The organism is Microbulbifer maximicatervae (SeqCode) (assembly GCF_052466985.1).
This window is the reverse complement of record NZ_CP174298.1, coordinates 3,004,017-3,029,060: the sequence shown is the minus strand read 5'-3', so window position 1 is coordinate 3,029,060 and position 25,044 is coordinate 3,004,017. Positions and strand designations below refer to the sequence as shown.

28 protein-coding genes are annotated in these 25,044 nt (G+C 50.5%); 17 read left to right on the top strand and 11 right to left on the bottom strand.

Annotated elements, in window-relative coordinates; genetic code table 11:
* The first annotated feature begins 107 nt into the window (after positions 1-107).
* From ACJJI3_RS13410 to ACJJI3_RS13400, 3 genes are read left to right on the top strand one after another with little or no spacing between them, the layout of a single operon-like run.
* Positions 108-1,070 carry a YbgA family protein gene (locus tag ACJJI3_RS13410; RefSeq protein WP_108731802.1) on the top strand — a complete coding sequence of 321 codons (963 nt, stop codon included), beginning with the start codon at positions 108-110 and terminating at the stop codon, positions 1,068-1,070.
* Positions 1,070-2,020 (top strand): MerR family transcriptional regulator, encoded by a 951-nt coding sequence (locus ACJJI3_RS13405; RefSeq protein ID WP_444940025.1) that lies wholly within the window; start codon positions 1,070-1,072, stop codon positions 2,018-2,020. Before ACJJI3_RS13410 ends, ACJJI3_RS13405 begins: the two co-directional genes overlap by 1 nt.
* Entirely contained in the window at positions 2,017-3,492 is a 1,476-nt protein-coding gene (locus tag ACJJI3_RS13400) for a cryptochrome/photolyase family protein (RefSeq protein WP_444940024.1), read from the top strand. The genes ACJJI3_RS13405 and ACJJI3_RS13400 overlap by 4 nt, the downstream gene beginning before the upstream one ends.
* On the opposite strand, the gene ACJJI3_RS13395 is transcribed toward ACJJI3_RS13400, so the two are convergent.
* Positions 3,426-3,689 (bottom strand): CPXCG motif-containing cysteine-rich protein, encoded by a 264-nt coding sequence (locus ACJJI3_RS13395; protein WP_444942559.1) that lies wholly within the window; start codon positions 3,687-3,689, stop codon positions 3,426-3,428. The two genes, ACJJI3_RS13400 and ACJJI3_RS13395, sit on opposite strands and share 67 nt — an antisense overlap.
* Before the next feature lie 154 nt (positions 3,690-3,843).
* On the opposite strand from ACJJI3_RS13395, the gene ACJJI3_RS13390 reads away from it, so the two are divergent.
* The 3 genes from ACJJI3_RS13390 to ACJJI3_RS13380 all read left to right on the top strand — a co-directional run bounded on the left by ACJJI3_RS13390 (position 3,844) and on the right by ACJJI3_RS13380 (position 5,742).
* The gene (locus ACJJI3_RS13390) at positions 3,844-4,317 is read left to right on the top strand and encodes a hypothetical protein (protein ID WP_444940023.1); all 474 of its coding nucleotides are present in this window, start codon (positions 3,844-3,846) and stop codon (positions 4,315-4,317) included.
* 191 nt (positions 4,318-4,508) lie between these two features.
* On the top strand, positions 4,509-4,949 hold the full coding sequence (locus ACJJI3_RS13385) for a YqaA family protein (RefSeq protein ID WP_108731806.1): 441 nt from the start codon (positions 4,509-4,511) through the stop codon (positions 4,947-4,949).
* 34 nt (positions 4,950-4,983) lie between these two features.
* Positions 4,984-5,742: a hypothetical protein gene (locus tag ACJJI3_RS13380; RefSeq protein ID WP_444940022.1), complete on the top strand. Its 759-nt coding sequence runs from the start codon at positions 4,984-4,986 to the stop codon at positions 5,740-5,742.
* A 510-nt stretch (positions 5,743-6,252) separates the two neighbouring features.
* On the opposite strand, the gene ACJJI3_RS13375 is transcribed toward ACJJI3_RS13380, so the two are convergent.
* The 3 genes from ACJJI3_RS13375 to ACJJI3_RS13365 all read right to left on the bottom strand — a co-directional run bounded on the left by ACJJI3_RS13375 (position 6,253) and on the right by ACJJI3_RS13365 (position 8,006).
* Positions 6,253-6,885 (bottom strand): 2OG-Fe dioxygenase family protein, encoded by a 633-nt coding sequence (locus ACJJI3_RS13375; protein ID WP_444940021.1) that lies wholly within the window; start codon positions 6,883-6,885, stop codon positions 6,253-6,255.
* A gap of 191 nt (positions 6,886-7,076) precedes the next feature.
* Positions 7,077-7,649, bottom strand: coding sequence for a S41 family peptidase (locus tag ACJJI3_RS13370; protein ID WP_444940020.1), 573 nt, complete (start codon positions 7,647-7,649; stop codon positions 7,077-7,079).
* A 138-nt stretch (positions 7,650-7,787) separates the two neighbouring features.
* Positions 7,788-8,006 carry a hypothetical protein gene (locus tag ACJJI3_RS13365; protein WP_444936650.1) on the bottom strand — a complete coding sequence of 73 codons (219 nt, stop codon included), beginning with the start codon at positions 8,004-8,006 and terminating at the stop codon, positions 7,788-7,790.
* Positions 8,007-8,676: 670 nt separating this feature from the next.
* Between ACJJI3_RS13365 and ACJJI3_RS13360 the strand changes: the two genes are divergently transcribed.
* Both ACJJI3_RS13360 and ACJJI3_RS13355 read left to right on the top strand, forming a co-directional pair.
* A complete protein-coding gene (locus tag ACJJI3_RS13360; RefSeq protein WP_413664405.1) occupies positions 8,677-9,876 on the top strand; it encodes a pyridoxal phosphate-dependent aminotransferase in 1,200 nt (399 codons plus the stop codon).
* 139 nt (positions 9,877-10,015) lie between these two features.
* Entirely contained in the window at positions 10,016-10,492 is a 477-nt protein-coding gene (locus tag ACJJI3_RS13355; protein WP_108731811.1) for an Lrp/AsnC family transcriptional regulator, read from the top strand.
* Between the two features lie 53 nt (positions 10,493-10,545).
* Here the strand turns inward: ACJJI3_RS13355 and ACJJI3_RS13350 are convergent, their stop codons facing one another.
* Both ACJJI3_RS13350 and ACJJI3_RS13345 read right to left on the bottom strand, forming a co-directional pair.
* Positions 10,546-11,595 (bottom strand): HupE/UreJ family protein, encoded by a 1,050-nt coding sequence (locus tag ACJJI3_RS13350; RefSeq protein WP_444942558.1) that lies wholly within the window; start codon positions 11,593-11,595, stop codon positions 10,546-10,548.
* Positions 11,595-12,452 carry a peptidylprolyl isomerase gene (locus ACJJI3_RS13345; RefSeq protein WP_444940019.1) on the bottom strand — a complete coding sequence of 286 codons (858 nt, stop codon included), beginning with the start codon at positions 12,450-12,452 and terminating at the stop codon, positions 11,595-11,597. Before ACJJI3_RS13345 ends, ACJJI3_RS13350 begins: the two co-directional genes overlap by 1 nt.
* Positions 12,453-12,682: 230 nt before the next feature.
* Between ACJJI3_RS13345 and ACJJI3_RS13340 the strand changes: the two genes are divergently transcribed.
* Positions 12,683-13,087 carry a DUF4345 family protein gene (locus ACJJI3_RS13340; protein ID WP_282934243.1) on the top strand — a complete coding sequence of 135 codons (405 nt, stop codon included), beginning with the start codon at positions 12,683-12,685 and terminating at the stop codon, positions 13,085-13,087.
* 68 nt (positions 13,088-13,155) lie between these two features.
* Here ACJJI3_RS13340 and ACJJI3_RS13335 read toward each other — a convergent pair whose 3' ends face one another.
* The 5 genes from ACJJI3_RS13335 to ACJJI3_RS13315 form a co-directional block, all read right to left on the bottom strand.
* The gene (locus tag ACJJI3_RS13335; RefSeq protein WP_444940018.1) at positions 13,156-13,986 is read right to left on the bottom strand and encodes a sterol desaturase family protein; all 831 of its coding nucleotides are present in this window, start codon (positions 13,984-13,986) and stop codon (positions 13,156-13,158) included.
* A gap of 178 nt (positions 13,987-14,164) precedes the next feature.
* Positions 14,165-15,232 carry a helix-turn-helix transcriptional regulator gene (locus ACJJI3_RS13330; RefSeq protein ID WP_108731816.1) on the bottom strand — a complete coding sequence of 356 codons (1,068 nt, stop codon included), beginning with the start codon at positions 15,230-15,232 and terminating at the stop codon, positions 14,165-14,167.
* Between the two features lie 3 nt (positions 15,233-15,235).
* Entirely contained in the window at positions 15,236-15,802 is a 567-nt protein-coding gene (locus ACJJI3_RS13325; protein ID WP_108731817.1) for a lytic transglycosylase domain-containing protein, read from the bottom strand.
* 121 nt (positions 15,803-15,923) lie between these two features.
* Positions 15,924-17,651 (bottom strand): proline--tRNA ligase, encoded by a 1,728-nt coding sequence (locus tag ACJJI3_RS13320; RefSeq protein ID WP_444912136.1) that lies wholly within the window; start codon positions 17,649-17,651, stop codon positions 15,924-15,926.
* Between the two features lie 214 nt (positions 17,652-17,865).
* Positions 17,866-18,264, bottom strand: coding sequence for an HU family DNA-binding protein (locus ACJJI3_RS13315; protein ID WP_282934239.1), 399 nt, complete (start codon positions 18,262-18,264; stop codon positions 17,866-17,868).
* A 287-nt stretch (positions 18,265-18,551) separates the two neighbouring features.
* Here ACJJI3_RS13315 and ACJJI3_RS13310 point away from each other — a divergent pair, with 287 nt between their 5' ends.
* The 8 genes from ACJJI3_RS13310 to tolQ all read left to right on the top strand — a co-directional run bounded on the left by ACJJI3_RS13310 (position 18,552) and on the right by tolQ (position 25,030).
* The gene (locus ACJJI3_RS13310) at positions 18,552-18,824 is read left to right on the top strand and encodes an FmdB family zinc ribbon protein (RefSeq protein WP_282934238.1); all 273 of its coding nucleotides are present in this window, start codon (positions 18,552-18,554) and stop codon (positions 18,822-18,824) included.
* Positions 18,825-18,901: 77 nt separating this feature from the next.
* A complete protein-coding gene (gene aspS, locus ACJJI3_RS13305) occupies positions 18,902-20,680 on the top strand; it encodes an aspartate--tRNA ligase (protein WP_444940017.1) in 1,779 nt (592 codons plus the stop codon).
* 105 nt (positions 20,681-20,785) lie between these two features.
* Entirely contained in the window at positions 20,786-21,529 is a 744-nt protein-coding gene (locus ACJJI3_RS13300) for a YebC/PmpR family DNA-binding transcriptional regulator (RefSeq protein WP_444940016.1), read from the top strand.
* A 150-nt stretch (positions 21,530-21,679) separates the two neighbouring features.
* A complete protein-coding gene (gene ruvC / locus ACJJI3_RS13295; RefSeq protein ID WP_413664410.1) occupies positions 21,680-22,207 on the top strand; it encodes a crossover junction endodeoxyribonuclease RuvC in 528 nt (175 codons plus the stop codon).
* Positions 22,208-22,264: 57 nt separating this feature from the next.
* Positions 22,265-22,876: a Holliday junction branch migration protein RuvA gene (gene ruvA, locus ACJJI3_RS13290; RefSeq protein WP_282934234.1), complete on the top strand. Its 612-nt coding sequence runs from the start codon at positions 22,265-22,267 to the stop codon at positions 22,874-22,876.
* Positions 22,877-22,899: 23 nt separating this feature from the next.
* Positions 22,900-23,919, top strand: a complete 1,020-nt coding sequence (gene ruvB / locus ACJJI3_RS13285) for a Holliday junction branch migration DNA helicase RuvB (protein WP_413664411.1) — start codon at positions 22,900-22,902, stop codon at positions 23,917-23,919.
* 12 nt (positions 23,920-23,931) lie between these two features.
* Positions 23,932-24,336, top strand: a complete 405-nt coding sequence (gene ybgC, locus ACJJI3_RS13280) for a tol-pal system-associated acyl-CoA thioesterase (RefSeq protein ID WP_282934233.1) — start codon at positions 23,932-23,934, stop codon at positions 24,334-24,336.
* A 4-nt stretch (positions 24,337-24,340) separates the two neighbouring features.
* Positions 24,341-25,030, top strand: coding sequence for a protein TolQ (gene tolQ, locus ACJJI3_RS13275; protein WP_413664412.1), 690 nt, complete (start codon positions 24,341-24,343; stop codon positions 25,028-25,030).
* Positions 25,031-25,044: the final 14 nt, after the last annotated feature.

Below are 25,044 nucleotides of genomic sequence, written 5' to 3'. Positions count from 1 at the left end.
GGCGACCTTGCAGGAGATTTTCAAAAACTTATACAAAGGCAGAGCTTGTATAAGTTTTAGTGGCAGGCTATAAAAAAGGTAGGCCATTACCCGCTCACCTTGTGACTATGAATATTCAATTCCTGCCGCATAAGATTCCCGTTGGTATCAGCCGCTGTGCCGTGGGTGATCCAGTTCGATATAACGGTAGCCATAAGCACAGCAAAGTCTGCACTCAGCTGCTGGGTAATTGCTTTGATCTGCAAGCTTACTGCCCGGAAGTGGCAATAGGCTTGGGAGTGCCCCGCCCGCCAATTCACCTGATTGTCAGTGATCGCCTGCGCGCAGTTGGGCGCGATGACACCAATATCGATGTGACAGAGGACCTTGAAGCTTACGCAGACGAGATAAGTCCGGAGGTCGAGCAGTTGCGCGGTTTTATCCTGATGCAAAAGTCTCCCAGCTGCGGTGTGCGTACTACCCCCCATTACAAAGAAGATGGTCGCGGTGTACTGGCGCATTCGGCAGGTCTATTTGCTGCGCGTGTGAGAGAGAATTTCCCCCACCTCCCTATGGAGGAGGTAGGGCGACTGAATGCCAGCGATATTCGCGAGAACTTTTTAACCCGAGTATTTGCTTACGATGCCTGGCATCGCTATGTATCGCCGGATCCTCGACCCGCTAAAGTTATTGAGTTTTACACCGCTTATAAGTACCTCTTGCTAGCCCATAGCCAGCCTCTGACCCGTGCCTTGGGTCAGTTTGTTTCCAACTCTCGTGCGGTGACCCCCGAAGAGTTCGCTTATGAAATTCGTGGGCGGATTATGGATATTCTCTCCCAACATGCATCGCGCAAGGATCGAACCAATGCACTGATGCACAGCCAGGGGCATTTAAAGGGCTATTTAAGCCGGGAAGAGCGGGCTGAATTAGCCCAGCTTATCGAGGAGTACCGGCAAGGGCATAAACCGATTTCGGCGGTGCTTACTATGCTCCGTCATTACTTGCCGAGAAGCCCACACCACTTTATCCACAGCCAGGTCTTGCTCGCTGCCGAGCCGGCTGAATTAGGTTTATGTGAATTTCGATAATGAGCGTCATGTCCGACCCAGAAGTTGTTGAAAAAAACTATTTTCCGATTCGAGAGATAGCCCGAAGGACCGGGGTGCACCCTGTGACCTTGCGGGCCTGGGAGCGCCGCTATGGTTTACTAAAACCCATGCGCACCAGCAAAGGGCATCGCCTTTATAGTGAAGAGGAAGTCGAGCAGATCGAAAAGGTCCTGCAATGCCTCGCCAGGGGCGTTTCCATTGGTCAAGTGCGAAACTTGTTAGCGCGAGAGCAGGACAAATTGGGGTTGCCAGCGACTACAGGCGATGGAAAAAACAATTGGCAGGCGATGCTGGATGAAACCTCCAGTCTTCTCAGAGACTTTGCAGAACCCCAGCTGCGCCGCCGTCTCGATCAGTGGTTTTCCTCATTCCCTGCCGCTTTGCTGTTGGAGCACTGGCTGAAACCTTTGCATGTGCGGCTTGAGCGATTTCGCCTACCTGAAGCCCATGGAGCGCAGATATTTTTCTGGCCTCTGTTAAAGGAACAGCTACTTCTGGCTAATGGTATGGCCAGGAAAAACCTGGACAAAGACAAGTCCCAGGCGAAGCCCCGTGTTCTTTTACTGGAAATTGGCGTTCAGGGCCAACAGGCATTTATACAGATGTTTATTGCGGTACTCCTTGCTGCGGGAATAGAGGTCATTACCCTGACTTATCCTGCGGGATTATTGGAGCTTGGAAGTACAGTCAAAAAACTGGGTGCTCAGGGAGTGCTTTGCTATAGCCACAAGGCTCTGCCGAAAAATATTCTTGAACGTGAGTTACCAAGTGCTGTTCAGGGGATGACTGATCCTCTGTGGCTTGCGGGTGATTTTATTGAGGTGCAGCGCTTGGCTTTGGCTGATTTAAACCAACTCCCTTTAACAAGAGTACTTGCCGGAAATACAGAGAGCGCAGTTACACAATTGCGGGAGTCTTTTAAGCTATGAGTCGCCCAGTGACTTTGCCGCGTGGCCTGGTATGGCTACGCAGTGACTTACGCCTCAATGATAATTCAGCACTTTACCAAGCCAGTGTGCAATGTCAGGAGGTGGCTGCTGTATTTATTGCCTGTCCGGATACCTGGCAGAGCCAGGATGAAGGCAATCCATTGGTGACTTTTCGTATTGCCTGTTTGCGTGAATTACGAGATGGATTAGAGGAGCGCAATATACCGCTGTACTTCGTTGAAGTTCCTACTTTTGCTCAGGTTCCAGGGGTTCTTCAGCAAATAGTTGGGCGCCTGGATGTCAATGCTCTCTATGCGAATGCTGAATATCCACTCAATGAGCTACGTCGTGATAATGCAGTAAAAGATTTACTGACAAATGAGGGGGTTCAGGTTCAATTCTACAGTGACCGCACCCTGCTTCCACCGGGAGCAGTAAGAACCGGCGGAGGGAAACCCTACAAGGTGTTTACCCCCTTCAAGCGTGCACTGATTCAATTGTGTGCCGATAGTGAAGTAAAAACCTTGCCTAAGCCTCGGAAAATTTCTACCCGGGAAAATGGAGCACATTGGCCAAAGTGGCTTTCTTTATCTGAAGGGCAGAAATTAAGCCAAAAGATTCCAACGCAACTGTCGACATACTCGATAGATAAGATCGACGATGCAGGCCTGATTAAAGGTTGGCAAGTAGGAGAAAAGGCGGCACTGAAACGGCTCAAGAAGTTCGGTGGAAAAATATCTGCTTATCAGGCAGAGAGAGACTTTCCAGCACTTGATAGTACCTCCTGCTTATCCCCCTACCTAAATAGTGGTGCTGTTTCGATTCGCCAATGTATAGCAATGGCGTTGGATATGAATGAGGGGCGTTGGCTGGGTGGAGATGATGGGGCGGCCTGTTGGATTAGCGAATTAATCTGGCGGGAGTTTTATACCCATTTGTTGGTGGACTTTCCCCGTCTGAGTAAAGGGAGGCCATTCAAGCAGGAAACTGACCAAATCCCCTGGTCCTACAATAAGGATCAGTTTGAGCGTTGGACTTTGGGGGAGACTGGGGTTCCGATAGTTGATGCAGCGATGCGACAGTTAAATGAGACTGCCTGGATGCATAATCGATTGCGTATGATAGTAGCTTCATTTCTCAGTAAAAATATGCTGATAGATTGGCGCTGGGGTGAGCGCTACTTTATGCAGCGCTTAATTGATGCAGACTTTGCTTCCAACAATGGGGGCTGGCAGTGGACTGCCTCCACGGGTACTGATGCTGCACCCTATTTTCGTGTATTTAATCCTTATAGTCAGTCGCAACGTTTTGATCCCAATGGAGATTTTATCCGCAAGTTTATACCTGAGCTAAAGGAGCTGAGCGACAAAGCCATACACGATCCACCGCCGACTCAAGGCTATCCTCAAGTGATTTGCGATGTGGGGGCTGGACGGAAGCGAGCGATTGAAGTTTTTGCCAATTTGAAGTGAATTTGAGTGCGACAATGCGATTTAGAACGCTTCATCCTCAGTATGAGCCACGATAGATAGCTCTCGAGTTCCACAGAGAAAACGATAGGTCTACAGCAAACTTGGCAGTCCTCGGTGTACTGTTGAGGCAAAACTGATGAATCAACCAGTATTTTTATGGTTTCACCGCAATAAGGGCAGTAAATACTTCTCTCCACTATTACCTCTGGCACAGGATAACTCCGTTTGGTGATTATCAGATTCCCTTTTTCAGTCAATGCGAATTAATAGCATAACTATACTTCAACCTTTAGTCAGTCCCCTCTAATTGCAGAGTTACTCAGAAACTCCTTAAAATAGGAAGTGGTAGCCATGAAAATTGCTATGGCGCTGTTGGTTGTCGTATTTATTTTCTTTTCATCTGAAATGTATGCAAGCTCGCGCAGTGAAGTATCTGATCTTATAAAAAGTTTTTACCGCACACTTAATAGTTCATCTCCGCCAAGTAGTTTGAAGAAGTATTTTGCTCAATCCCCTTTATTTTTTATCGGTGAGCAGCCGGGGTTGTCTAATCATCCCGATTTAATCCCCGTAATTATCGGTCAGCTGCGTAAAACTATGGATCTAGAGACATATCCATTTTCCGGATTATATATAGAGAAAATTTATGTTTCAGAAGATGGCTCAGCAACATCGCTTGTTGTTTTTCAGCGATCCAAATCAAAAGAAAGGAGTAGGAAAGCTGCCTGCAATATCTTGTCGATAGCAAAACTGGAAGGTGGCTGGAGGATTATGGGGTGGACACTGATTTCTACTTCGGATGAGCGGGTCTGTACTTGGGCCTAAGTAAGTCTGGGTAAGGCTATGAATTCTAAAATGTGTTAACAAGGGTGAATATAAAAAGTAGAGGCTTGTGGCTAGTATCGCTAACACTGATGAGGGGGGTTGTTGGGATGTCCCCCTTTTTCGATTATAGTGGCGCAATTATAAGTATAGATAGAAGGAATGCCGAGTTTAGCTAGGTATGAGTCGTCATTATGGGGTACTTTCTTGAGTTTGGATTTTTGGGGCTTTTCGTATCAGCATTCCTGGCAGCGACCATTCTGCCGCTAAGCTCAGAAATTGTAATGACTGGTCTATTGCTCCAGGGGCTCTCCCCTTGGGCGCTGATAATAGTCGCCACTACTGGGAATGTAGCGGGCTCTCTTCTCAATTATGCATTAGGCTACTGGGCCAGCTTGGGCGTGATCAAGAAATGGTTGAGAATGTCTGAAGAGGAATTTGTAAAGGCTGAACAGAGATTTAAAAAATATGGGGTATTCTCCCTATTTTTTTCCTGGGTGCCTATTATTGGTGATCCCCTTACTGTAATGGCTGGTATTCTAAGAATTCGCTTGGTTTGGTTTTTGTTGTTGGTTGCCACGGGTAAATGTCTACGCTATCTGGTGGTTTACTATATGGTCTTGCAAGCATCTTGATGCGGATATTAAGTTAATAAGAGATTTTATTTGAGTGTTTTCACAAAAGTTTGAAGTACGAAGAAAAGACATATTTAAAATGAAGTCAGGCTCTCCTTCAGAGCGGCAGCCAATCGATAGTAGCTATATACTTGATTTGGCAGAAGTGGAACCGGGTATCTACTTGGTTGAGTATCCTAATGCATTTGGCACCTGGTTAACCTCGTTTCAAGGAAACTCCCATCTCCTGTCGAAAGTGGATTTTCTAAATCAGTTTAGTTTCTCCTTTTCTATTAAAGTGGGGGATGATGGAGAGCTGTCTTTAATCCATAAAGAAGAGGTTGTGAAGTTTTGCTCAGTAATTGAGTATGGGCTTGTTACACAAGGGGTTGATAAGAAAGAAATAGATTTATTGCCTCTAATAGAACAAAATATTTGTAATGAGGTTAAAGTAATTCTTGGTGATTACAAACAGTTTTTAGATATGGAGGAGGGGTTTTACGATATAGAGAATGGGGCCATTAAATGTAGCTCCCTATATATTGGCCAGTATGATGAAGGTACCTATATTGTAACTCTCTCAGGGGTACGAATGGCCCAGAGTATTTCAAGTTCAGACTTAAAGAGAGCTTTTGTTGATTTTGAAAGTGGGGCTTTCCAATCTGTTGATGATTATAAGAATGTAAATCTAAGAGTAAAAAGGATTTTTGTAAGTACTCTAGGGGAGTTGATAGAATATACTAACCATCTGAGAGCTGATTCTAAGGTATATGATAAAAGTCAACTGCTTGTGATTGAGAGGTGTAAGCCTTGATGGGTTTATACAGTTATGGCTTTAGATGGTGAAGGTGGTGGTATCTAAGGTTAATCTTGGCAGTTATTTTTTAGAAAATGACATTGTTTGAGAATTTCCTTTCTCTGTTGTGATGAAAATAGATTTAAATCAATTTGGGCCGAGTGGTTGTGTCCCGTTATGGAAATGAACTTAGGTCGATTGCCGTGTGTTTTAATTGAAAGTTTATCTGACATTGGAATAATTACATTGCCATAGAGTGATCTATAGATGATGTGACTATCTGTGAACTCAAGGCTATACTCATCGACCTTTCCTTTTCCTGAGTTAAATATTAATAGCCAGAGTGTGGTCAGGGCTGGGATTGAGCACAATCCTAGTAGATATATTTCTAGAAATTCCGTTTTCTGGGGGGCTTTAAATATATAAGCTAGTGCTAGGTATAGGGATAAAGGTAGACTGATTTGGATGGCCAGTCTTTTGAATCTAAAAATAATTCCCTGTGATCTAGATTGGGTAAACTTCATGTTTTTATATATTGATTGTATTGCTGTGTAATGTAATTACCACAACATCTCTAACAGCCTCACCTGGAAAAAGAGGGGTGATGGGGCTTACGTAGTGTTTGAGTGATCTGTCGTTCAAAACTAAAGCTTTTCCTGGGGTTAGTGTGCCATGAAATATAATTTCATTTTCATCCAAGCTGCTGATGAATGACTCGCCTCCATTGACATTATTCCTATTAATACAATTAATCGCTACATAGTCAAATCCATCTTGGTGAAAACCTTCAGGGGTGGGATAAGCGTTGAATTCATCTGTAGCACGAACTCTTATCTGGTGGCATCCGACCTGATACTCGTTTGCCGGTATATATTGGCTGGATACTAGGTGCCTTACAATGCTCTGCGAAAATATTCTAGCACTTGGTTCCAGTGCGGGGTAGTGACGCTCTATATCCCCGAGGTATTTGTTAATCGTTTTACTTTGCATGAAAATGGTACTAGAGTTCCATTCGATTGAGTTGCCACGATATAATCCTGAGCAATATGTTCGATAACGATATGAATATTGGGATTTTAAATATTCATCTGGTGGGAGTCGAGCAAAGCTGTCCTCAAGATCCTCAGGGATATGTCTACGAATTTGGGTAAACTGAAACATCTGACTTGCCTCATAATACGAATAAGATGAGGTTTACATTAGGATTTTAATGTGAATGACTGTTCTTCAAAATTTTTAAACGCCGTTTTTTGTTTGTAAGATATTAAATTAATCTGGGAAGGGAGGCTAATGACTAGGCCTCCCTCCTGATTTAATAGACTGAATACTTATTGTAAGGAGGGTGAGGTAATTTAAAGGCTAACGAGATCTTGTAGCTTTTGCTGGATTTCTTTTAAATGTTCCGGGTGTGCAGTAGAGATTTTGGCCTCTTGTAAGGCGAGCCTATAGGCTGTTGAAAATGCTTTCTCCTGGGATGTCTCGATATCTGGTTTTACACCAGTCCCCTCCCAGTTAGTTTTGGTAATCGGATTGACTGCCTTGGCGATAGGGATTGCTATTTTAAAGCCATTCTCAAGGGGGAAGTACTGCCAGGGATTTGCCCCGCCTTTGGTAGCCTCTCCAAAAATGGTTGCACGGTCCAGGTGCTTTAAATAGTACGCAAAGGCCTCTGCTGCTGAGAAGGTATCGCTACTGGTTAATATATATACCGGGGTATTTGCTACCTTTTTACCCTGAACCTTTTCCTGACTCCAAATTTCTGTAATATTGCCCGCGGGCTTCCTGTGGATGCTATTGAGGTGGGTGGGTTTATCAAAAAGATAACCGCTGATAAGGCCGCCCATAAAGCCATTACCACCACCATTCTTTCTCAGGTCAAAAATAATAGCGCTAGTATCCTGGATTAATGCCATAGCTGCAGCCACTCAACCTTGGGACTCCTCGTAAACATGGTCAAACCCCCAGAAATCAATATAGCCGATGTTACCCTCTAAAACTTCGACTCAGGTAAATCCAGAATTTTTTCTGCTGAGCTTACTAAACCAATCCTCGTGTTTCGGCTGCTATTGGGGAGATTCTGGATCATCCCAGCTTACGCCAAAGTGTTTATCATGCTTTGTTAAAGCAGATTTAATAATTCCAGCCACTGACTCTGTATTAGTGGCTTGCCTGAATGCCTCTGACTCTGCAACTTTATTTAATGAAGAGTGAATCGCTTCCAGGTTTTCTTGCAGGACATAGTTGGAGGCAATCTTTTTCTCGATAGAATTAATAAGCTCCAACTTCCTTTCCTGAGAAATTTCAGTGCCGATTGCCGTAAGTGAACAGGAGAGCAAAAGTTAGGTTAGTAATTGTTTCTTCTTATACATGATTTATATTTACTTATTGGTTTTCAGGTGTTAACGATAACACGCAATCAAGTCGTAATAGATAGTCTCCGAAGCCCAAAGCTGGTTAACATTAAGTATATCCAGAGGCGCTAAGGGGCCAGTTTTGCACCTATACCGGGATTGGAGCTTGCCCTCCATCTTTGAAGATTAAAGTTAATCTAAATACAGCGAAAACTTGAGGGAGATTGCTGCGAGCCAGGTGAAAGGGGTATGGGGCGCGGACGGGATGTCAAAAAAGAACATCGTAATGAAGCTTTGTCCATAGCCCTGGGATTTTCCTGGCTCCGGTTAATAGTATTCAATTGCAGTGGGATGGGGTGATACCTTGCTTAAGTTTTACTCATTACTCGCTCTCTCTGGGGCGCCAGGATCGACCTGAGTAACTGAGACTAAAAATCTATTTCTAGTCGCGATCCACGCGAACACACTGGCCCCCGCATTATCTGCGGGAATACCTGAGAAAAGCTCCCTCTAATGCGAAATTGACGGTCATATAGCGGCACCGATTACCCAGATGGTTGTTACCTTAGCCCCTATAAATGGCTGCTAAATAGTGAAAAACGTGACAAATTTTACCCCCAGGTTCAGCTTGCAAAGTGAGGCTTTGAATGGTGAGGACGCCAATGTTTGGGCTGTGAGTGACCGGGCTCACGATCTCGCCAATAAAGGGGAGGATGTTATCTTTCTCTGTGTAGGTGATCCCAACTTTGACACTCCCGAGCCGATCCTCGACTTTGCCCGCGCTCGCCTGGGAGTGGGGCGCACCCACTATTCCCCTGCGGCCGGGGAGCCAATGTTGCGCAGGGCTATCGCGGATATCGAGAGCAAGGTCTCTCCCCACCCCTGTAATCCGGATGATGTTGTTGTTTTCCCCGGTGGAACTAACGCTATCTACGCAGTACTTGCCTGCCTGCTAAACCCCGGTGAGGAGATAGTAATTCCCGAGCCGATGTATATCGGCTATGTCCCCATTTGTGATGCCTTGCGCCTCTCCGTAAAGCGAGTGACTTGCCCGGCGGAGACCAATTTCGCTTTTGATGTCGACGCTATCAAGGCCTCCATCAGTGAGCAGACCAAGGTCGTTATGATCAATACGCCGGTAAACCCGACTGGCGCGATGGCTACCCCTGAACAATTGCGCGAGTTGGCGGCATACTGCCGCGAGCGCAATATTTGGCTGGTGTGTGATGAAGTTTATTCAATGATCACCTTTGCCCGTCGCCACACCTCTCTGCGTACGGCTGCGGAGTCGCTGGATAATATTGTTGTGGTTGATGGCTTGTCCAAATCCCACGCCATGAGTGGCTGGCGTCTGGGGTGGGCAGTGGCTCGTGGTCCCCTGGTAGATCGTTTGATTGCTTTTGCAGGGGCGACAATTTTTGGATGCCCTCAGTTCATCCAGGAGGCTGCAGCCTTTGCCCTGGAGTTTGATAGCTACTTCGTGAAGCAGATGCGGGATGCCTATCAGCAGCGTCGAGACCTGATTGTTGAGAGGATTGGCCAGATACCTGGCTTGAGTTGCTACAGCCCTGAGGCTGGGATGTTTGTTATGGTGGATGTCTCCAAGGTATCCAGCTCCGGGCAAACCTTCGCTGAAGCCCTTTTGGATGCTGAGCGGGTCTCGGTACTGCCTGGCGCGCCCTTTGGTAGCAGTTCAGTGAATCATGTTCGCCTCACCCTGGCGGCTGATGAGGCCGAGTTGTCGCGGGCCTTGGATCGCATTGAACAGTTCGTCACCAGTGGTAACCGCCAGGCCGGTTAGGCCTTTGCCGGGAGGCTGGTTGTCGCCAAATTCGCTTTTGAAGTGATGACAAGTTTCCCATGCCGGTGGCTGTAATGTTTATGCCACCGGCGAATACCGCTATCCTTGCCCCCTTTCAGATTCAAAAGAAAATAGCTCCGTGAAAATTGACCGGCATAATTTGCGTATTTTGCAGGCCCTGCAATCAAACGCACGTACAAGTAACCTGAATTTGAGTGAAAAAATTGGATTATCGGAAAGTGCCTGCCTGGCCCGGGTTAAACGCCTGACCAGTGAGCGCTATATCCGCGAGTTCTTTGCCGAGATAAACCTGGATAAAGTTCGGCATGCAGAGTTTTATGTAAACGTTGCGCTTAAGCGGCAGGATGCCCGTACCAGTGAGAACTTTCGCCGCATTATTAGCGATATTCCACAGATTGTTTCCTGTGTGAAGATGTCTGGTGAGTTCGACTATATGCTACATTTCGTCTGCCCGGACGCAGCAGATTTTAATCGAGTCTCAGAGCAGTTGTTGGCCAATGAAGAGGCGGCGATTTCCCGTATGACTTCTCATTTGGTGATTGAGAAAACCAAGCCTTTTACCGGCTACCCACTGGAACTCTTGTTTCAGGACTGAGCCTTAAATTAACCGGTGCCCGTGATTTGCAGGGCGCCGGTTAATGTTCTCTGTTATGGGAAAACAATAAGCAGGCTGCGCTCAATCACCCAGTAGCAGGCAATGCCCCCCAGCGTATACGCGACCACCGTAGCGACTGGTATTCCGATACCTCCACCCTCCCCGAAAGAGTATTGTTCTCGGTTCCGAATGGCATACCGTAGCCAGAGTTTAAGGAGCTTTTGATACAAGTTGATTGCTGTAAGAACAGCAGTGATAAATACTAATTGCCCCACTTCCACACCGAGATTAAAAGTCAGTAATGCCTGGGGAATAGCCCCCTGGGGAAGCCCAATTTCCCCCAGTACACCGGCAAAACCCAAACCGTGTAAAAGTCCAAAAGCAAAGGCAATTGCCCATGGGTAGCGACTGGTCAAACTGAAAACACCATGCCTCTGGCGTAGAGCCTCTCTGGCTGCCAGTAAAATACTGAGGGCGATAATCGCCTCCACTGGCGCCGATGGCAGATGGATATAGCCCAGTACGGCAGCTGCCAAGGTAATACTGTGGGCGATAGTGAAAGCAGTGATAGTGCCGATCAGCTGGCGAAGGCTTTGTTTGAGTAAGATCAGGGCCAAAACGAACAGCAAGTGATCGACACCGAGAAGAATATGTTCAACGCCCAGTACAAAGTAAGTTTGAGCGACTTGGAACTCGCTGGCGGGTTGGTCAAGGGTCCATTCTGGCTGGTCTGGTGTCAGTCGGATAACTTGTTCACGCCCATCTAACCAGGAGATCCGCACTAGCGCATCGGTCATAGTGCTCTGTAGGCCATCGATATGAATCGACAGCTGTTGTAGCTCCCCGGGGTGATGGAAGGTCCAGTGCTCTGTGTAGTAGCCCTTACTTATTTGCGCTCTGGGTTGGCTTAGGGGGGAGGCAGCTTGGCCCAAATGGACATTCAGAGCGAGGCGAAGATCACCTTGTGCGGGCAATCGCCAAAGTACTTTAAATAATTGCGCATCAACTTGAGTAATGCCCAGGTAAGCCGGGCGCAGTTCGTGGGCAGATAGTATTGGAGTAAAGCTGAGGAGCAGAATGAACAGGAGTGGCCGTATGTGCATCACTTGACGGCAACCTCGGCTGAGAAGTTATCCGGCTTGTGGACAGTGACCTCGTAGTTTTTACGGTACTGGAGATACTGCTCTTGCAGAATCTTCTTTTGCGCCTGGAATTGCCAATCATTTAGTACGCGGCTGCGTATTTCAGCCAATGCCGGTAGCTGGGTGGACTTGATTTCCTCAAGGAGGACCAGGTGATCGCCGAAGGTCGAGCGGACTGGACCACTCCACTTGCCAATAGGCAACTTGGATAATTGAGCGGAAAATCCCAGCCCAAATTGCCTGTCTATTCGTGGCTCTGAAGTGTCGATAAAAGCAGCTGGCAGTAGGGTTGAGTCTCCAATCATTGGCGAAGCCTGATCGCTGTTTAGCTGCATGAGTAAGTCGTTAAAATCACGTGAATCTGATGAGGCCAGATCCACTGAGAAAAATCGTTGTTGGAAAGATAGGGTGGGGGGAAGCTGGTATTTATCTGCCTGGCCTTGAAGGAATTTCTCCAATACTCGATCGCCTGGGTCTTGAGTGTCAGCGAAATTACGCGCCGTAAGTTCCATTTTCATTCGCAGGCGGCGGCGGATTACTGTGTCGTTCTCGGCTAATCCCAGGGCAAGCGCTTCCCTGTAAAGTATTTCCTCTCTTAGGTAATTCTCAATAAGTTGCTCCAGCTCGCTATCGGTGGGGTACCTGTGCCACTTGCGCTCAAACACCGAACGTAGATGTTCGACGCGCCCCTCGCTGATAACAATCTCTTGTGCAGGCGGTTCCAGGATTTCTCCCAATCCCAATAGGATTAGGGCGATCGCAATAAAATACAGCAGGGGCTCTTTTGCCAATGACTTGAGGAAGGTAGTGGTATTCAAAAGCGCGGCCCTTATTTTGGAGTGGGTCGGAGTTGCGCTGTGGATTCTAATTATGGAAAGACATTCTCAGTTTGCCAGTAAGAAAATATTGATAAATCCATCGCTTTGTACCAAATTGGTGAATTGTTCCGGCGTATGGCGGGGTGTGGCTCATATATACTGTGACAGTACTCCAAAGCGGTGTTCCCCTTGTATAGGGGTGAGTAACAGAAATTAGAGGGGAGAATCGATTGAAATATTTGGGAAGAGTCTATTTGACACTCAATCTATTGGTTTTTGCTTCTATTGGCCTTTGGGCCCTGTTTAAGCCGCAGAGCCTTGCGAATGAAGTGGATTTTTCATTTGATACCCCCGAAGCCATGCCCGAGTTTATGGCCACTTATGGCGGGTTTATGTTGGCCATTGCGGTGATTCTACTGGTGGCTTTGGCTATGCGCCCGCACCGCAGGGTTGCTTACGCTGCGATGTCTATCGCCTATATCGGTTTCGCTCTTGGGCGCCTCTACGGAATGTTATTTATCAGTGGTTTTGACCAGCGCAATTTAGTGCTTTTTGCTATCGAAGTCGTCTTTGTGATCTGGGGACTTTACTGTTACCGAGAATCCCGCTGGTTGCCTTTGCAGCATGGCCATTAACACGGTTGTTACGGCTAGTAGAAAGGAGCCGGGGGAACCCCGGCACCTATTTAAGTAATTTGAGTGGGTTAAGCGTGAGCTTTTGCGCCTTCTGCTGCGCTGTTGTCTATTTCCATCTCTTTTTCTCCCCCGTGTAATTGCCCATCCACCGCTTGCCGGAAGACTTGCTTGTAGTCCTTAAATTCTGTGCCCATCCAGCGATCCCACCAAGTGAAGTAAAAGCCGTAGTTACCCTGGAAGCGCTGGTGGTGCAAGTCGTGGTGAGTCGTGGTGGTGAGCCTGTCCATAGGGCCGTCGACCCAGCTGCGGGGGTGGAACTCGCGGCCAGTGTGCAGCATGGCGTTGCGGAAGATGCTGATAAATAAAAAGGTGAACCAAATAGTTGGATTAAGCGGCAGTATCAGTGCGATTAGGGGAGAGAAAGCGCCCATCAGGACCGCTTCACCTACGGAAAAACTGTATGCCGTCCAGGGCGTGGGTGTTCTGGACTGATGGTGTAGGCGGTGGAAGTGTTTAAACACCTTGGGATGGTGCATACCTCGGTGGGTCCAGTAAAAATAAGCGTCGTGGATCAAAATCACTACTGGCAGGCTGGCAATACTCCACCAGAGTGGATAATCGCTCCACTGCCAGTAAAATTTGGTCAGTCCCAGATCGTGCATCATGGTGGTAATAACCCCTACCAGGGTAAAGATACACACCGTTAATAGTGAATAACTCACCTCCCGCCGAATATCTTTCCACTCGGCACGACGCTTTTGGATACGGCGCCGGTTCATCCAGGTGCGAAATAGCCAGCCGGCCAAAATACTCATTACTGAAGCGGCCAGCACATAGCGAAATAAACTCAACTGGAAATGTTTGGCTCCGTCCTGGGATATGTCGACTAAAAAATCCATGTTCTCACCATCATTATTCTTCTATTGAAGGGAGACTCACCGGTGTTAAATCGGGTCTCGGTGAGCCGGGCACGCAGCGGGAAAATCGCTTTCACCGCGCTCCCAGTCTGGGAGCCTTTTACTTTGCGGGCTTACGGAATATGAAAAAATGCTGACGAATTCTTTCAGGAAAGGAGATTCAGGCGGGCAGCTTTTCCCGGCGGTACTCAGTGGGAGTTTGGCTGTGACGGCGCTTGAAAGCAGCGTTAAATGGGCTCAAGGAGCGATAGCCGATGTCCAGAGCAATGGTGAGTACTGGCAAATGGGCCTGCTCCGGATCTGCCAACCGGTTGCTGGCCTCATCAATACGAAACTGATTTAGGTATTCGTTAAAATTACGATAACCCAGATGGCGATTAATCAGCACACGCAGCACATGTTCGCGAATATCCAACTGCTCCGCGAGCTCCCTGATGGTGAGTCCGGTATGGCGATAACCACCGTTGTGCATATGTTCCTGTAATTTTTGCAGCTGGGTCTGCTGTTGTTCATCCAGTTCAGGTGGCGGAGCTAAAGGCTGTTCTTCCTCCTCTGGCTCGCTGCTCTTCGGGCGTGGCAGGGATTCTCCCAGAGCGCTGGGGGATAGGGCCAGCAACCATAGGCAGGCAACCAGTGACAGCAGGCTGGCAAATAGCGCGTGCAGTGTCGGTACACCGTTGGGAAGCGGGCGGTAAGCAAAGATAGATTCTGCGCCAATTACTACCAGCATATAGGCGCCGACGGCGATAAGTAGGGTTGTGCGCAGGCGCCGGCGCTCTGCGACCAAGTCCAGGTGAAACTGTCGTTGTAGTGTCAGTAGGCCGAGGCTGATTAAACCGAGTTTGAGTAGCTGCGAAAGGGTAAATAGTGGGGATTGCTGATCTGACGTCAATGGCAATGGTGCGTGGTAGGCGACTATGCCGATGACCAGGGTAATACCAATCGGAATCCAGCCCCACAGGGGAAAAGGCTCTTCCTCGCGGCATAACAGGTGAGTAAACAGCCAAAAAATTGCGGGAATCAGAGTAATTGGCAGGTTAAGCAAGAGCGCAGTAGGTCCACTCAGCTGTGGCAGGATGGGCCAGAGTAAATAGCAGATCACGGCTATCAGCAGGGCCAGTAAGCAGCGCCCGGCAACAAGCCGGTAGTGATGTATAGCAACCTTGGTTGCCGCCAATAAAAGAAGAGCGCATGCACCGCCGGAGAAAAATAAGTAGCCGGCGGTCATCGTTTATCTCCAGCGCTCGGCCCAGGCATCCAGGACCTTGCTGCTATAAGTATGGCGGCCGTAGCTACCATTGTAATAGGCGAGGGCGTTGGCTAGATTGCCTTTGGCTTTCTTGATGTAGTGTTTAAGAATGGTACATCCGTACCTTAGATTGGTGTCCATATCGATCAGGTTATCGTCGGGTCGACCGATTTCATTTTTCCAGAATGGCATTACCTGCATCATACCCAGAGCGCCAACGCGGGATATCGCATAGGGGTCAAAAGCACTCTCAATCTGGATAACCGCCAATACAATTTCCGGGCGCAGCCCGGCCCGAGTTGCCTCCCGGTGGACTGCTTTCAGTACGTGCATCCGCCGCTTGGGATCTTTGATATAGCGGGACAGAGGCTGGGATTTAGACATTAGCCACACTTCCGCATCGAAGCGGTCCACAAAGCTGTCGGCCTGGGTAACTGCGTCCTGCAGGGCGAGGCGCAACTCCGGGTCGATCTCGGCTCTACTGCTTTGAGCCTGGGCGGCACAGCAGGTAAGGCAGAGCAACAAGAGGGCGGTGGCTTTTTTTATCATGGGGTGATTCTACGAAAAGCCCGGCAAAATGGGCAGCGTGATTTTGTGACGCCGCCGATAAAAAGCACTTTTGCCGTAAGAGGTCCCGGCCTGCTTGGGGGCAGACCGGGCGGCTCGACAATTATTGATTAAATTTTTCCAATAACACTTCTTCGAGCTGGGATACGGCAAACTCCTGGCTTTCCGCATCTCCGCGACCTTTATATTCCACCACACCTTTTTCCAGGCCGCGATCGCCGATAACAATGCGGTGGGGAATACCGATCAGCTCCACATCGGCGAGCATAGCACCCAGTCGCGCTTTGGCTTCGTCCATCAGCAATACATCAATACCCTTGCTGCGCAGGGACTCATACAGGTGCTCGCACTTTTCCCTTACCACATCGCTCTTGTGCATATTGATTGGCACAATCGCCAGCTGGAAAGGTGCAATCGCAGTGGGCCAGATAATCCCTGAGTCGTCGTGGTTCTGCTCAATGGCCGCAGCAACGATACGGGAAACGCCGATGCCATAGCAGCCCATGGACATAACCTGCTCTTTACCGTTTTCATCCAGTACTGTGGCATTCATAGCGCGGCTGTATTTGTCGCCTAACTGGAAAATGTGGCCGACCTCGATGCCCCGTTTGATTTCCAGGGTGCCCTGGCCATCGGGGCTGGCGTCGCCAGCCACTACATTGCGCAGGTCTTCGACGCGGCCCAACTCCACATCGCGACCCCAGTTCACACCGGTTAAGTGGTAGTCATCGCGATTGGCGCCGCAGATAAAGTCTGCCAGGTGCGCTGCAGAGCGATCCACAACAGTCTCGATCTTTATGCCCACCGGGCCCAGGGAGCCAATGTTGCAACTGAGTTCTTCGGCGATGCGCTCTTCCGAGGCGAACTGAATAGGGCTGGCGATTCCAGCCAGCTTCTCTGCTTTTAATTCGTTCAGCTCGTGATCGCCACGCAGTACCAGGGCAATTAATGGAGCGGTTTCACCCTCTTCGCACTCGCCCAGAACAATCAGGGTTTTTACTGAGTGGGCGGGATCACTTTTCAAAAACTCGCTGACATCGGCGATGGTTTTTTGGTTCGGCGTATGAACTTCCTGCATTTCCTGCGACGGAGCAGGGCGCTCGCCAGCTGGGGCAACCGCTTCTGCCAATTCGACATTGGCGGCGTAGCGGGATTCTGTGGAGAAGGCGATATCGTCTTCGCCGCTCTGCGCCAGCACGTGGAATTCGTGAGAGCTGGAGCCACCGATTGAACCGGTGTCTGCCAGCACCGGACGGTAGTCCAGGCCAATGCGTTCAAAAATCTGGCAGTAGGCGCCGTGCATAATATCGTAGGTTTCCTGCAGGGAATCCTCGTTCACGTGGAAGGAGTAAGCATCCTTCATGGTGAATTCGCGCGCGCGCATTACGCCAAAGCGCGGACGGATTTCATCGCGGAATTTAGTCTGCACCTGGTAGAAATTGGCGGGCAACTGCTTATAGCTATTGATTTCACCGCGGATCAGGTCGGTGATGACTTCCTCGTGGGTCGGGCCCAGGCAGAAGTCATTGTTGTGGCGATCCTTGATGCGCAGGAGTTCGGGGCCGTACTGCTGCCAGCGGCCGGACTCTTCCCAAAGCTCTGCCGGCTGCACGACCGGCATCAGTACTTCCAGGGAGCCAGCGCGGTCCATCTCTTCGCGAACAATACGCTCGACCTTGCGCAACACCCGCAACCCGGTGGGCAGCCAGGTGTAGAGACCTGAAGACAGACGGCGGATCATGCCGGCACGCAGCATCAGCTGATGGCTGATCACCACTGCGTCGTTGGGAGTTTCTTTTTGGGTTGCGATGAGATAACGAGATGCGCGCATAGGAATTATATGGATTCTATTACGGGTAAGCTGGCTATTTTACGCTATTCGCTGGGCAATAAATATTGCCTGGGGGCAGTATTGCCTCAAAGCGGATTGCCTTTTGCTATACCGGGGTATCTATTTAGCAGGTGCCTGGGCACTGGCTTGGAATGGGAGTGAATAAAAAACCCCGCATAAGCGGGGTTTTTAAGCTGAGGCTTTACAGAGTGTATTAGTTCTCTGCCATTTCCTTCAGCTTCTTCAGTGGGCGAACTTTAACCTGGATGCTGGCAGGCTTCGCCTTGAAGGTAGTCTCTTCACCGGTGAACGGGTTGATACCCTTGCGAGCTTTCTTAGCTGGCTTTTTCACGGTGGTGATTTTCATCAGGCCCGGCAGGGTGAATTCGCCAACTGCGCGCTTCTTGATGTGGCCTTCGATGATATCGTTCAGCTCGTCCAGAACAGATTGAACCTGCTTGCGGGACAGCTCAGTGCTTTCTGCAATCTGATTAAGTACTTGAGTCTTAGTGTACTTTTCCTTGATTGCTTTTACTTTCTTGGCCGGTGCAGCTTTGGCCGCAGCTTTCTTTGCCGGGGCCTTTTTAGTAGCAGCTTTCTTGGAGACAGCCATGGCTTACTTCCTTCTTTGTTGTTCGGTATATATCCGGTAAAAGTGTGTTTTTTCTCCCGCTGCGCTGCATCCGTTACGGGTGTCTCAGCGGGTGATGGGGGAAGTATATATAGTTTTTGTTCGGCCGCACGAAGAAATACTAGAAAAATAGTGCTTTTTTTACATTTTTTAGCCTCACGTCGCCTTTATGGGACGCTTTACCCAGGGAAAAGACCCGTGCAGCTTCTTACCTCTGTAGGCCTCATGTATACTCTCTCCCCCTTTTTTTAAGCACCAGGTACTGTGTAATGCCGATATATGAATACCAGTGCAATGCCTGCGGCCATGAAATGGAAGCTTTGCAGCGGATGAGCGATGACCCGCTCAAAGACTGCCCAGCTTGCGAGAAGGCCGAGCTGCGCAAGAAAATCTCAGCGGCTGGATTTCGCCTGAAGGGCGCCGGTTGGTATGAGACTGATTTTAAAACTGGTAGCAAGAAAAACCTCGCTGGCGGTGACTCTGCCAACAGTGGTAAGGCCAAAAGCGACAAGTCTGGCACAGCGGCGGCAAAGACGGCCTAGGCGAGCTGTGCGGGGCTGTCCGTGCGGTGTACCCTCTAACTAATCTTTTCACCTATCGATAACGGGAATTTTCATCCATGCGCAGCGATTACTGTGGCGTCCTTCGTTCTGCGGACATTGACCGCGTAGTAACCCTCTGTGGCTGGGTCGACCGCCGCCGCGATCACGGCGGAGTGATTTTTATCGACCTGCGCGACCGCGAGGGAATTGTACAGGTGGTGTTCGACCCCGATGCGGCCGAACACTTCGAGATGGCCGATCGCGTGCGCAGCGAATATGTGCTTAAAGTGACAGGTCGTGTCCGCGCTCGTGCCCCAGAGGCCGTGAATCCCAATATGGTGACCGGTGAAGTTGAGGTTTACGGCACAGAGCTGGAGATCCTCAATACTGCTGAGACAGTGCCTTTCCAGCTGGATGAGCACACCGAGGTGGGTGAAGATATCCGCTTGAAATACCGCTATCTGGATCTGCGCCGCAACGAAATGCAGAACAACCTGTATTTCCGTTCCAAGCTGACTACCGCAATCCGCAATTACCTGGATGAGCACGGCTTCCTCGATATCGAGACCCCAATCCTGACCCGCGCCACCCCAGAAGGTGCCCGGGATTATCTGGTGCCGAGCCGCACTCACGAGGGCAAGTTCTTCGCCCTGCCACAGTCACCACAGCTGTTTAAGCAGTTGCTGATGGTTTCCGGTTTCGATCGCTACTACCAAATCGCCAAGTGTTTCCGCGATGAGGATTTGCGTGCTGATCGCCAGCCTGAATTTACCCAGATTGATATTGAGACCTCCTTCCTCGACGAAGAGGAAATCATGTCGATCACCGAGAACATGGTTCGCAAGCTGTTTAAAGAGCTTAAGGGTGTTGATCTGGGTGAATTCCCGCGCATGACCCACTACCAGGCGATGCTGCGCTACGGTTCCGATAAGCCGGACCTGCGTATTCCGCTGGAGATGGTGGAGATCAAGGACCTGATGACCGAGGTGGACTTCAAGGTATTCTCTGGGCCGGCCAATGATCCGAAGGGACGTGTTGCTGCGATTAAAGTACCTGGCGGTTGTAAGAAACTGACCCGCAAGCAGTTGGACGATTACGGCAAATTTGTCGGTATTTATGGCGCCAAGGGCCTGGCGTACATCAAGGTTAACGATCGCTCTGACCTGGAAAATGGTCTGCAGTCGCCAATCGTCAAATTCCTGCCGCTTGAAACCCGTGCAGCCATTCTCGATCGCCTGCAAGCAGAAGACGGTGACGTCCTTTTCTTCGGCTCGGACAAGGCCAAGATTGTCTCCGAAGCCCTGGGTGCATTGCGCTGCAAGCTGGGTGAAGACCTGGATCTGTACACCAGCGAGTGGGCGCCTTTGTGGGTTGTCGCCTTCCCAATGTTTGAAGAAAATGACGACGGCAGCCTGACTGCGTTGCACCACCCCTTCACTGCGCCTTCCTGTACCCCGGAAGAGTTGGAAAAGAATCCGCTCGAAGCACTTTCCCGCGCTTACGATATGGTGCTCAATGGCACCGAGCTGGGCGGTGGTTCTGTTCGTATCCACGACCAATTGATGCAGGAAGCGGTATTCCGCATCCTGGGTATCGATGCTGAAGAGCAGCGCGAGAAGTTCGGCTTCCTGCTGGATGCACTCAAATACGGTGCGCCGCCCCATGGTGGCCTGGCCTTTGGCCTGGATCGCCTGGTGATGTTGATGACCGGCAGTGACTCTATTCGCGATGTTATCGCTTTCCCGAAAACCCAGAGCGCTGCCTGTGTGATGACAGATGCCCCGGGTACCGTAGATGCGAAACAACTGCGTGAGCTGAGTATTCGCCTGCGACAAAAAGAAGAGAAAATCAGCTGATTTTTCCCCGATGGGCCGAGCGAAGCGGGCCCATCCAATCGTAGTGATGGGCGATTCGCTTCGCTCTTTGGCCCATCCTACGCACTGACTGAAGAGAGACGGAAAATGGCCGGACATAGTAAATGGGCCAATATTAAGCACCGCAAAGCAGCTCAGGATGCCAAGCGGGGCAAGGTCTTTACCAAGATCATTCGCGAGTTGACGGTAGCCGCCAAATCAGGTCCAAACCCGGACGATAACCCGGCGCTGCGCGCCACTATCGATAAGGCTTTGGGCGCCAATATGAAGCGCGACACCATCGATAAAGCTATCGCCCGTGGCGCCGGCAATGCGGATGGTGAAAACTACGAAGCCGTCGTTTACGAGGGCTACGGCGTTGGTGGTGTAGCGGTCTTGGTGGAGTGCCTGACTGACAACCGCAACCGCACCGTGGCTGAAGTGCGTCACGCCTTCACCAAGCGCGGTGGCAACCTGGGTACCGACGGTTCCGTTAGCTATCTGTTTACCCGCAAAGGTCAGATGTTCTATGACACCGGTGTGGATGAAGATGCGCTGATGGAAGCTGCTCTCGAAGCCGGGGCTGAGGATATCGAATCCAACGATGACGGCAGTGTTGAAGTTACCACTGAATTCCAGGACTACCTGACGGTTAAGGACGCCCTGGTTGCAGCCGGTTTTACCCCAGACAGTGCCGAAATTGCCATGATTCCTTCCACCACCATTCCACTGGATAAAGATGGTGCTGAAAAAGTACTCGCTTTGATCGAGATGCTCGAAGACCTGGATGATGTGCAAAATGTTTACACCAATGCGGATATTCCGGCAGAGGTGATGGAGGAGCTGGGCTAAAGCCGGTTCCGTAACTGGAGGCGGCTACTGTCCCGCCTCTGGTTTTTTATCTTTTCAAGCCCTTCTTACTCCCCCTCCCTTGACGCTTCCTGTTCACCTTGGGACACTCCCACCACTATATAAACATACAGATATTTGGGGAGCTGCCTTTTGACCCGAATCCTGGGTATTGACCCCGGCTCGCGAAAAACGGGCTATGGAATTATCGATGTGGAGCGGGGCAAGGCTCGCTATGTGGCCAGTGGGGTGATTCGTATTCCCGAAGGTCCCCTGCCTGAGCGTCTCAAACTGATTTTTGATGCAGTGAGCCAGATTGCCCAGCAATACCAGCCTGCTCAGATGGCAATTGAAAATGTTTTTATGTCCAAGAGCGCCGGCTCCGCCCTGAAATTAGGACAGGCCCGGGGGGCAGCTATTGTAGCTGGGGCAAATAGTGGTCTGGCAGTAGCCGAATATGAAGCTCGCAAAGTGAAGCAGGCAGTGGTCGGCAACGGTGGAGCGGATAAATTGCAGGTCCAGCACATGGTGAAAACCCTGCTGTCCCTACCTGCGTCGCCCCAGGAGGATGCCGCCGATGCATTGGCCGTGGCTCTGTGTCATATGCATACCGAGCAAACCCTGGTATTTACCGCTGGCGGTGCGCGCAGTCGTTTTCGTCGCGGCCGCCTGAGCGTGTGATCGGCTGGTAGAATTGGCCCCGTAAAGGGCGCAGACAATATAAACCTGGAATAACACATGATTGGAAGATTGAGCGGTACCCTGGCCGCAGTGCAGCCACCTCTGCTGTTGGTGGATGTACAGGGGGTGGGCTATGAAGTGCTCGCACCCATGACCACGATTTTTGAACTGCCCGCACTGGGGCAGCCGGTACAGCTGCACACTCATTTAGCGGTATCGGAAACGGCCCAGCAGTTATATGGTTTTATTCGCGATGGGGACCGCAAATTGTTTCGCACCCTGATCAAGGTGAGTGGAGTGGGCCCCAAGATGGCCCTGGCTATTTTATCCGGGCTGGACGGCGCTGCCCTGGCCCGCTGTGTGTCGGAGGATAATGTAGCGGCGCTGGTCAAGGTCCCTGGCGTCGGTAAAAAGACTGCCGAGCGCCTGATTGTGGAGCTGCGGGATAAATTGACCCCGGATTTTGGCGACGCCAACGATATCCCCCTGATGGCCGCTGCTGCCGAGCCCAAGGTGGATCACACCGGTGAAGCGGAGAGCGCCCTGGCGGCTCTGGGTTACAAGCCCACTGAAGCCAGCAAAATGGTGGCCCGCGCCAGCAAAGAGCAGCCGGATGCCGATAGTGCGACTTTGATTCGCCTGGCCCTTAAGGGAATGGCCCCCGCTTAATCTGAGGCCCTGGAGTTGTTGCAATGATCGAAGCCGACCGTTTGGTGGCACCGGAGCCCGTGGGCCCCTCGGGCCAGGAGGAGCAGTACGACCGCGCCGTGCGCCCCAAAACCCTGGATGATTATGTGGGTCAGCCAGTGGTGCGGGAGCAAATGGAGATCTTTATTCAGGCTGCCAAGCTGCGCAAAGAGGCCCTGGATCACACCCTGGTATTCGGCCCGCCGGGGCTGGGTAAAACCACCCTGGCAAATATCATCGCCGCCGAAATGGGAGTGGCCATTAAGACCACCTCGGGCCCGGTACTGGAGAAGGCTGGCGATCTGGCTGCGTTGATGACCAACCTGGAGCCGGGGGATGTGCTTTTTATCGATGAGATCCACCGCCTCAGCCCCCATGTAGAAGAGGTACTGTATCCGGCGATGGAAGACTACCAGCTGGATATTATGATCGGTGAAGGACCTGCGGCGCGCTCCATCAAGTTGGACCTGCCACCCTTCACATTGGTGGGCGCCACCACGAGGGCGGGCCTGCTTACCTCGCCACTGCGGGATCGTTTCGGCATCGTCCAGCGGCTTGAGTTCTATAACGTTGAGGATCTCACCAGTATTGTCCGTCGCTCCGCTGGCCTGATGGGAGTAGAGATGGATGAAGGTGGTGCTCTCGAAGTTGCCCGTCGAGCTCGGGGTACCCCCCGAATAGCCAACCGCCTGCTGCGCCGCGTGCGTGATTACGCCGAAGTTAAAGGTGATGGTGCCGTGGATTCCGGTATTGCCGATGCCGCTCTTAATATGCTCAATGTGGATTCCCGTGGTTTCGACCAGCTGGATCGCCGTATGCTATTGGCGATGATCGAGAAGTTCGATGGTGGACCGGTGGGGGTGGACAGTCTCGCTGCAGCAGTCAGTGAAGAGCGGGATACCCTGGAAGATGTATTAGAGCCCTACTTGATTCAGCAGGGTTATATCGCCCGCACACCGCGAGGGCGAGTGGCAACCGGCCTGGCCTACGAGCACTTCGGCTTGCCGAAGCCAGATAATAAGTAGAGAGAGGATGGGGTGAAGGAAGTTTTCAGTATTCCGCTGCGAGTTTATATCGAGGATACCGACGCAGGTGGTATCGTTTATTACGTCAATTATTTGAAGTATATGGAGCGCGCGCGCACAGAACTGCTGCGCTCCCTCGGGTATGATAAGCCGGCGATGCCAGAACAGGGTCTGTTACTGGTGGTGCACTCCGCCGAGATTCAGTATCGAAAGTCCGCACTTCTTGATGATGCATTGCGCGCTACGGCCTCGATTGGCAAACTGGGGCGGGCCGCAGTGACTTTTGAGCAAAAAATCTGGCGCGGCGATGAGCTAATTTGCGAAGGTGTGGTCAAAGTTGCTTGTGTCGCTGACGACAGCCGCAGGCCCTGTGCCCTGCCGGAACCTATTTATTCAGCATTAAAGGCAGTTATTTAAGAAGATGAACGCCGGTGAACAACTTTCTCTTTGGGGGCTAATCCAGAACGCCAGCCTGTTGGTACAGTTAGTTATGCTGCTGCTGTTACTGGCCTCTGTGGTGTCCTGGGTGATGATTATCCAGCGCGGGCTTTACCTGTCCCAGGCCAAGCGCTCCCTGAACAATTTCGAACGCCGCTTTTGGTCCGGTGCCGACCTGAACAAACTCTTCCGCGAAGGTAACGAACGAGCGGAAAAAGGCAAGACGGATGGTGTTGAGTCCCTTTTTCGCGCCGGTTTTACCGAGTTTACCCGCCTGCGCCAACAGGGCAGCAGCGGTCCTGAAGCGGTGATGGAAGGCACTGAGCGGGCCATGCGCGTGGCTATGTCCCGGGAGCAGGAAAAGGTGGAAATGAACCTGCCGTTCCTGGCAACCGTAGGCTCTGTCAGTCCCTATATCGGCCTGTTTGGCACCGTGTGGGGGATTATGAATTCTTTCCGTGGTCTCGCCACTATGCACCAGGCCACTATTGCCACGGTCGCACCCGGTATCAGTGAAGCGTTGGTGGCTACAGCTATGGGCCTGTTTGCAGCAATTCCTGCGGTGATGGCTTTTAACCGCTATTCCGCCAAGGCGGAGTCGCTGTTGTCCAGCTACGAAACTTTCGCCGAGGAGTTTTCCTCTATCCTGCACCGCAAAGTGCATTCCGGCTGAGTAGTGAATAGGCG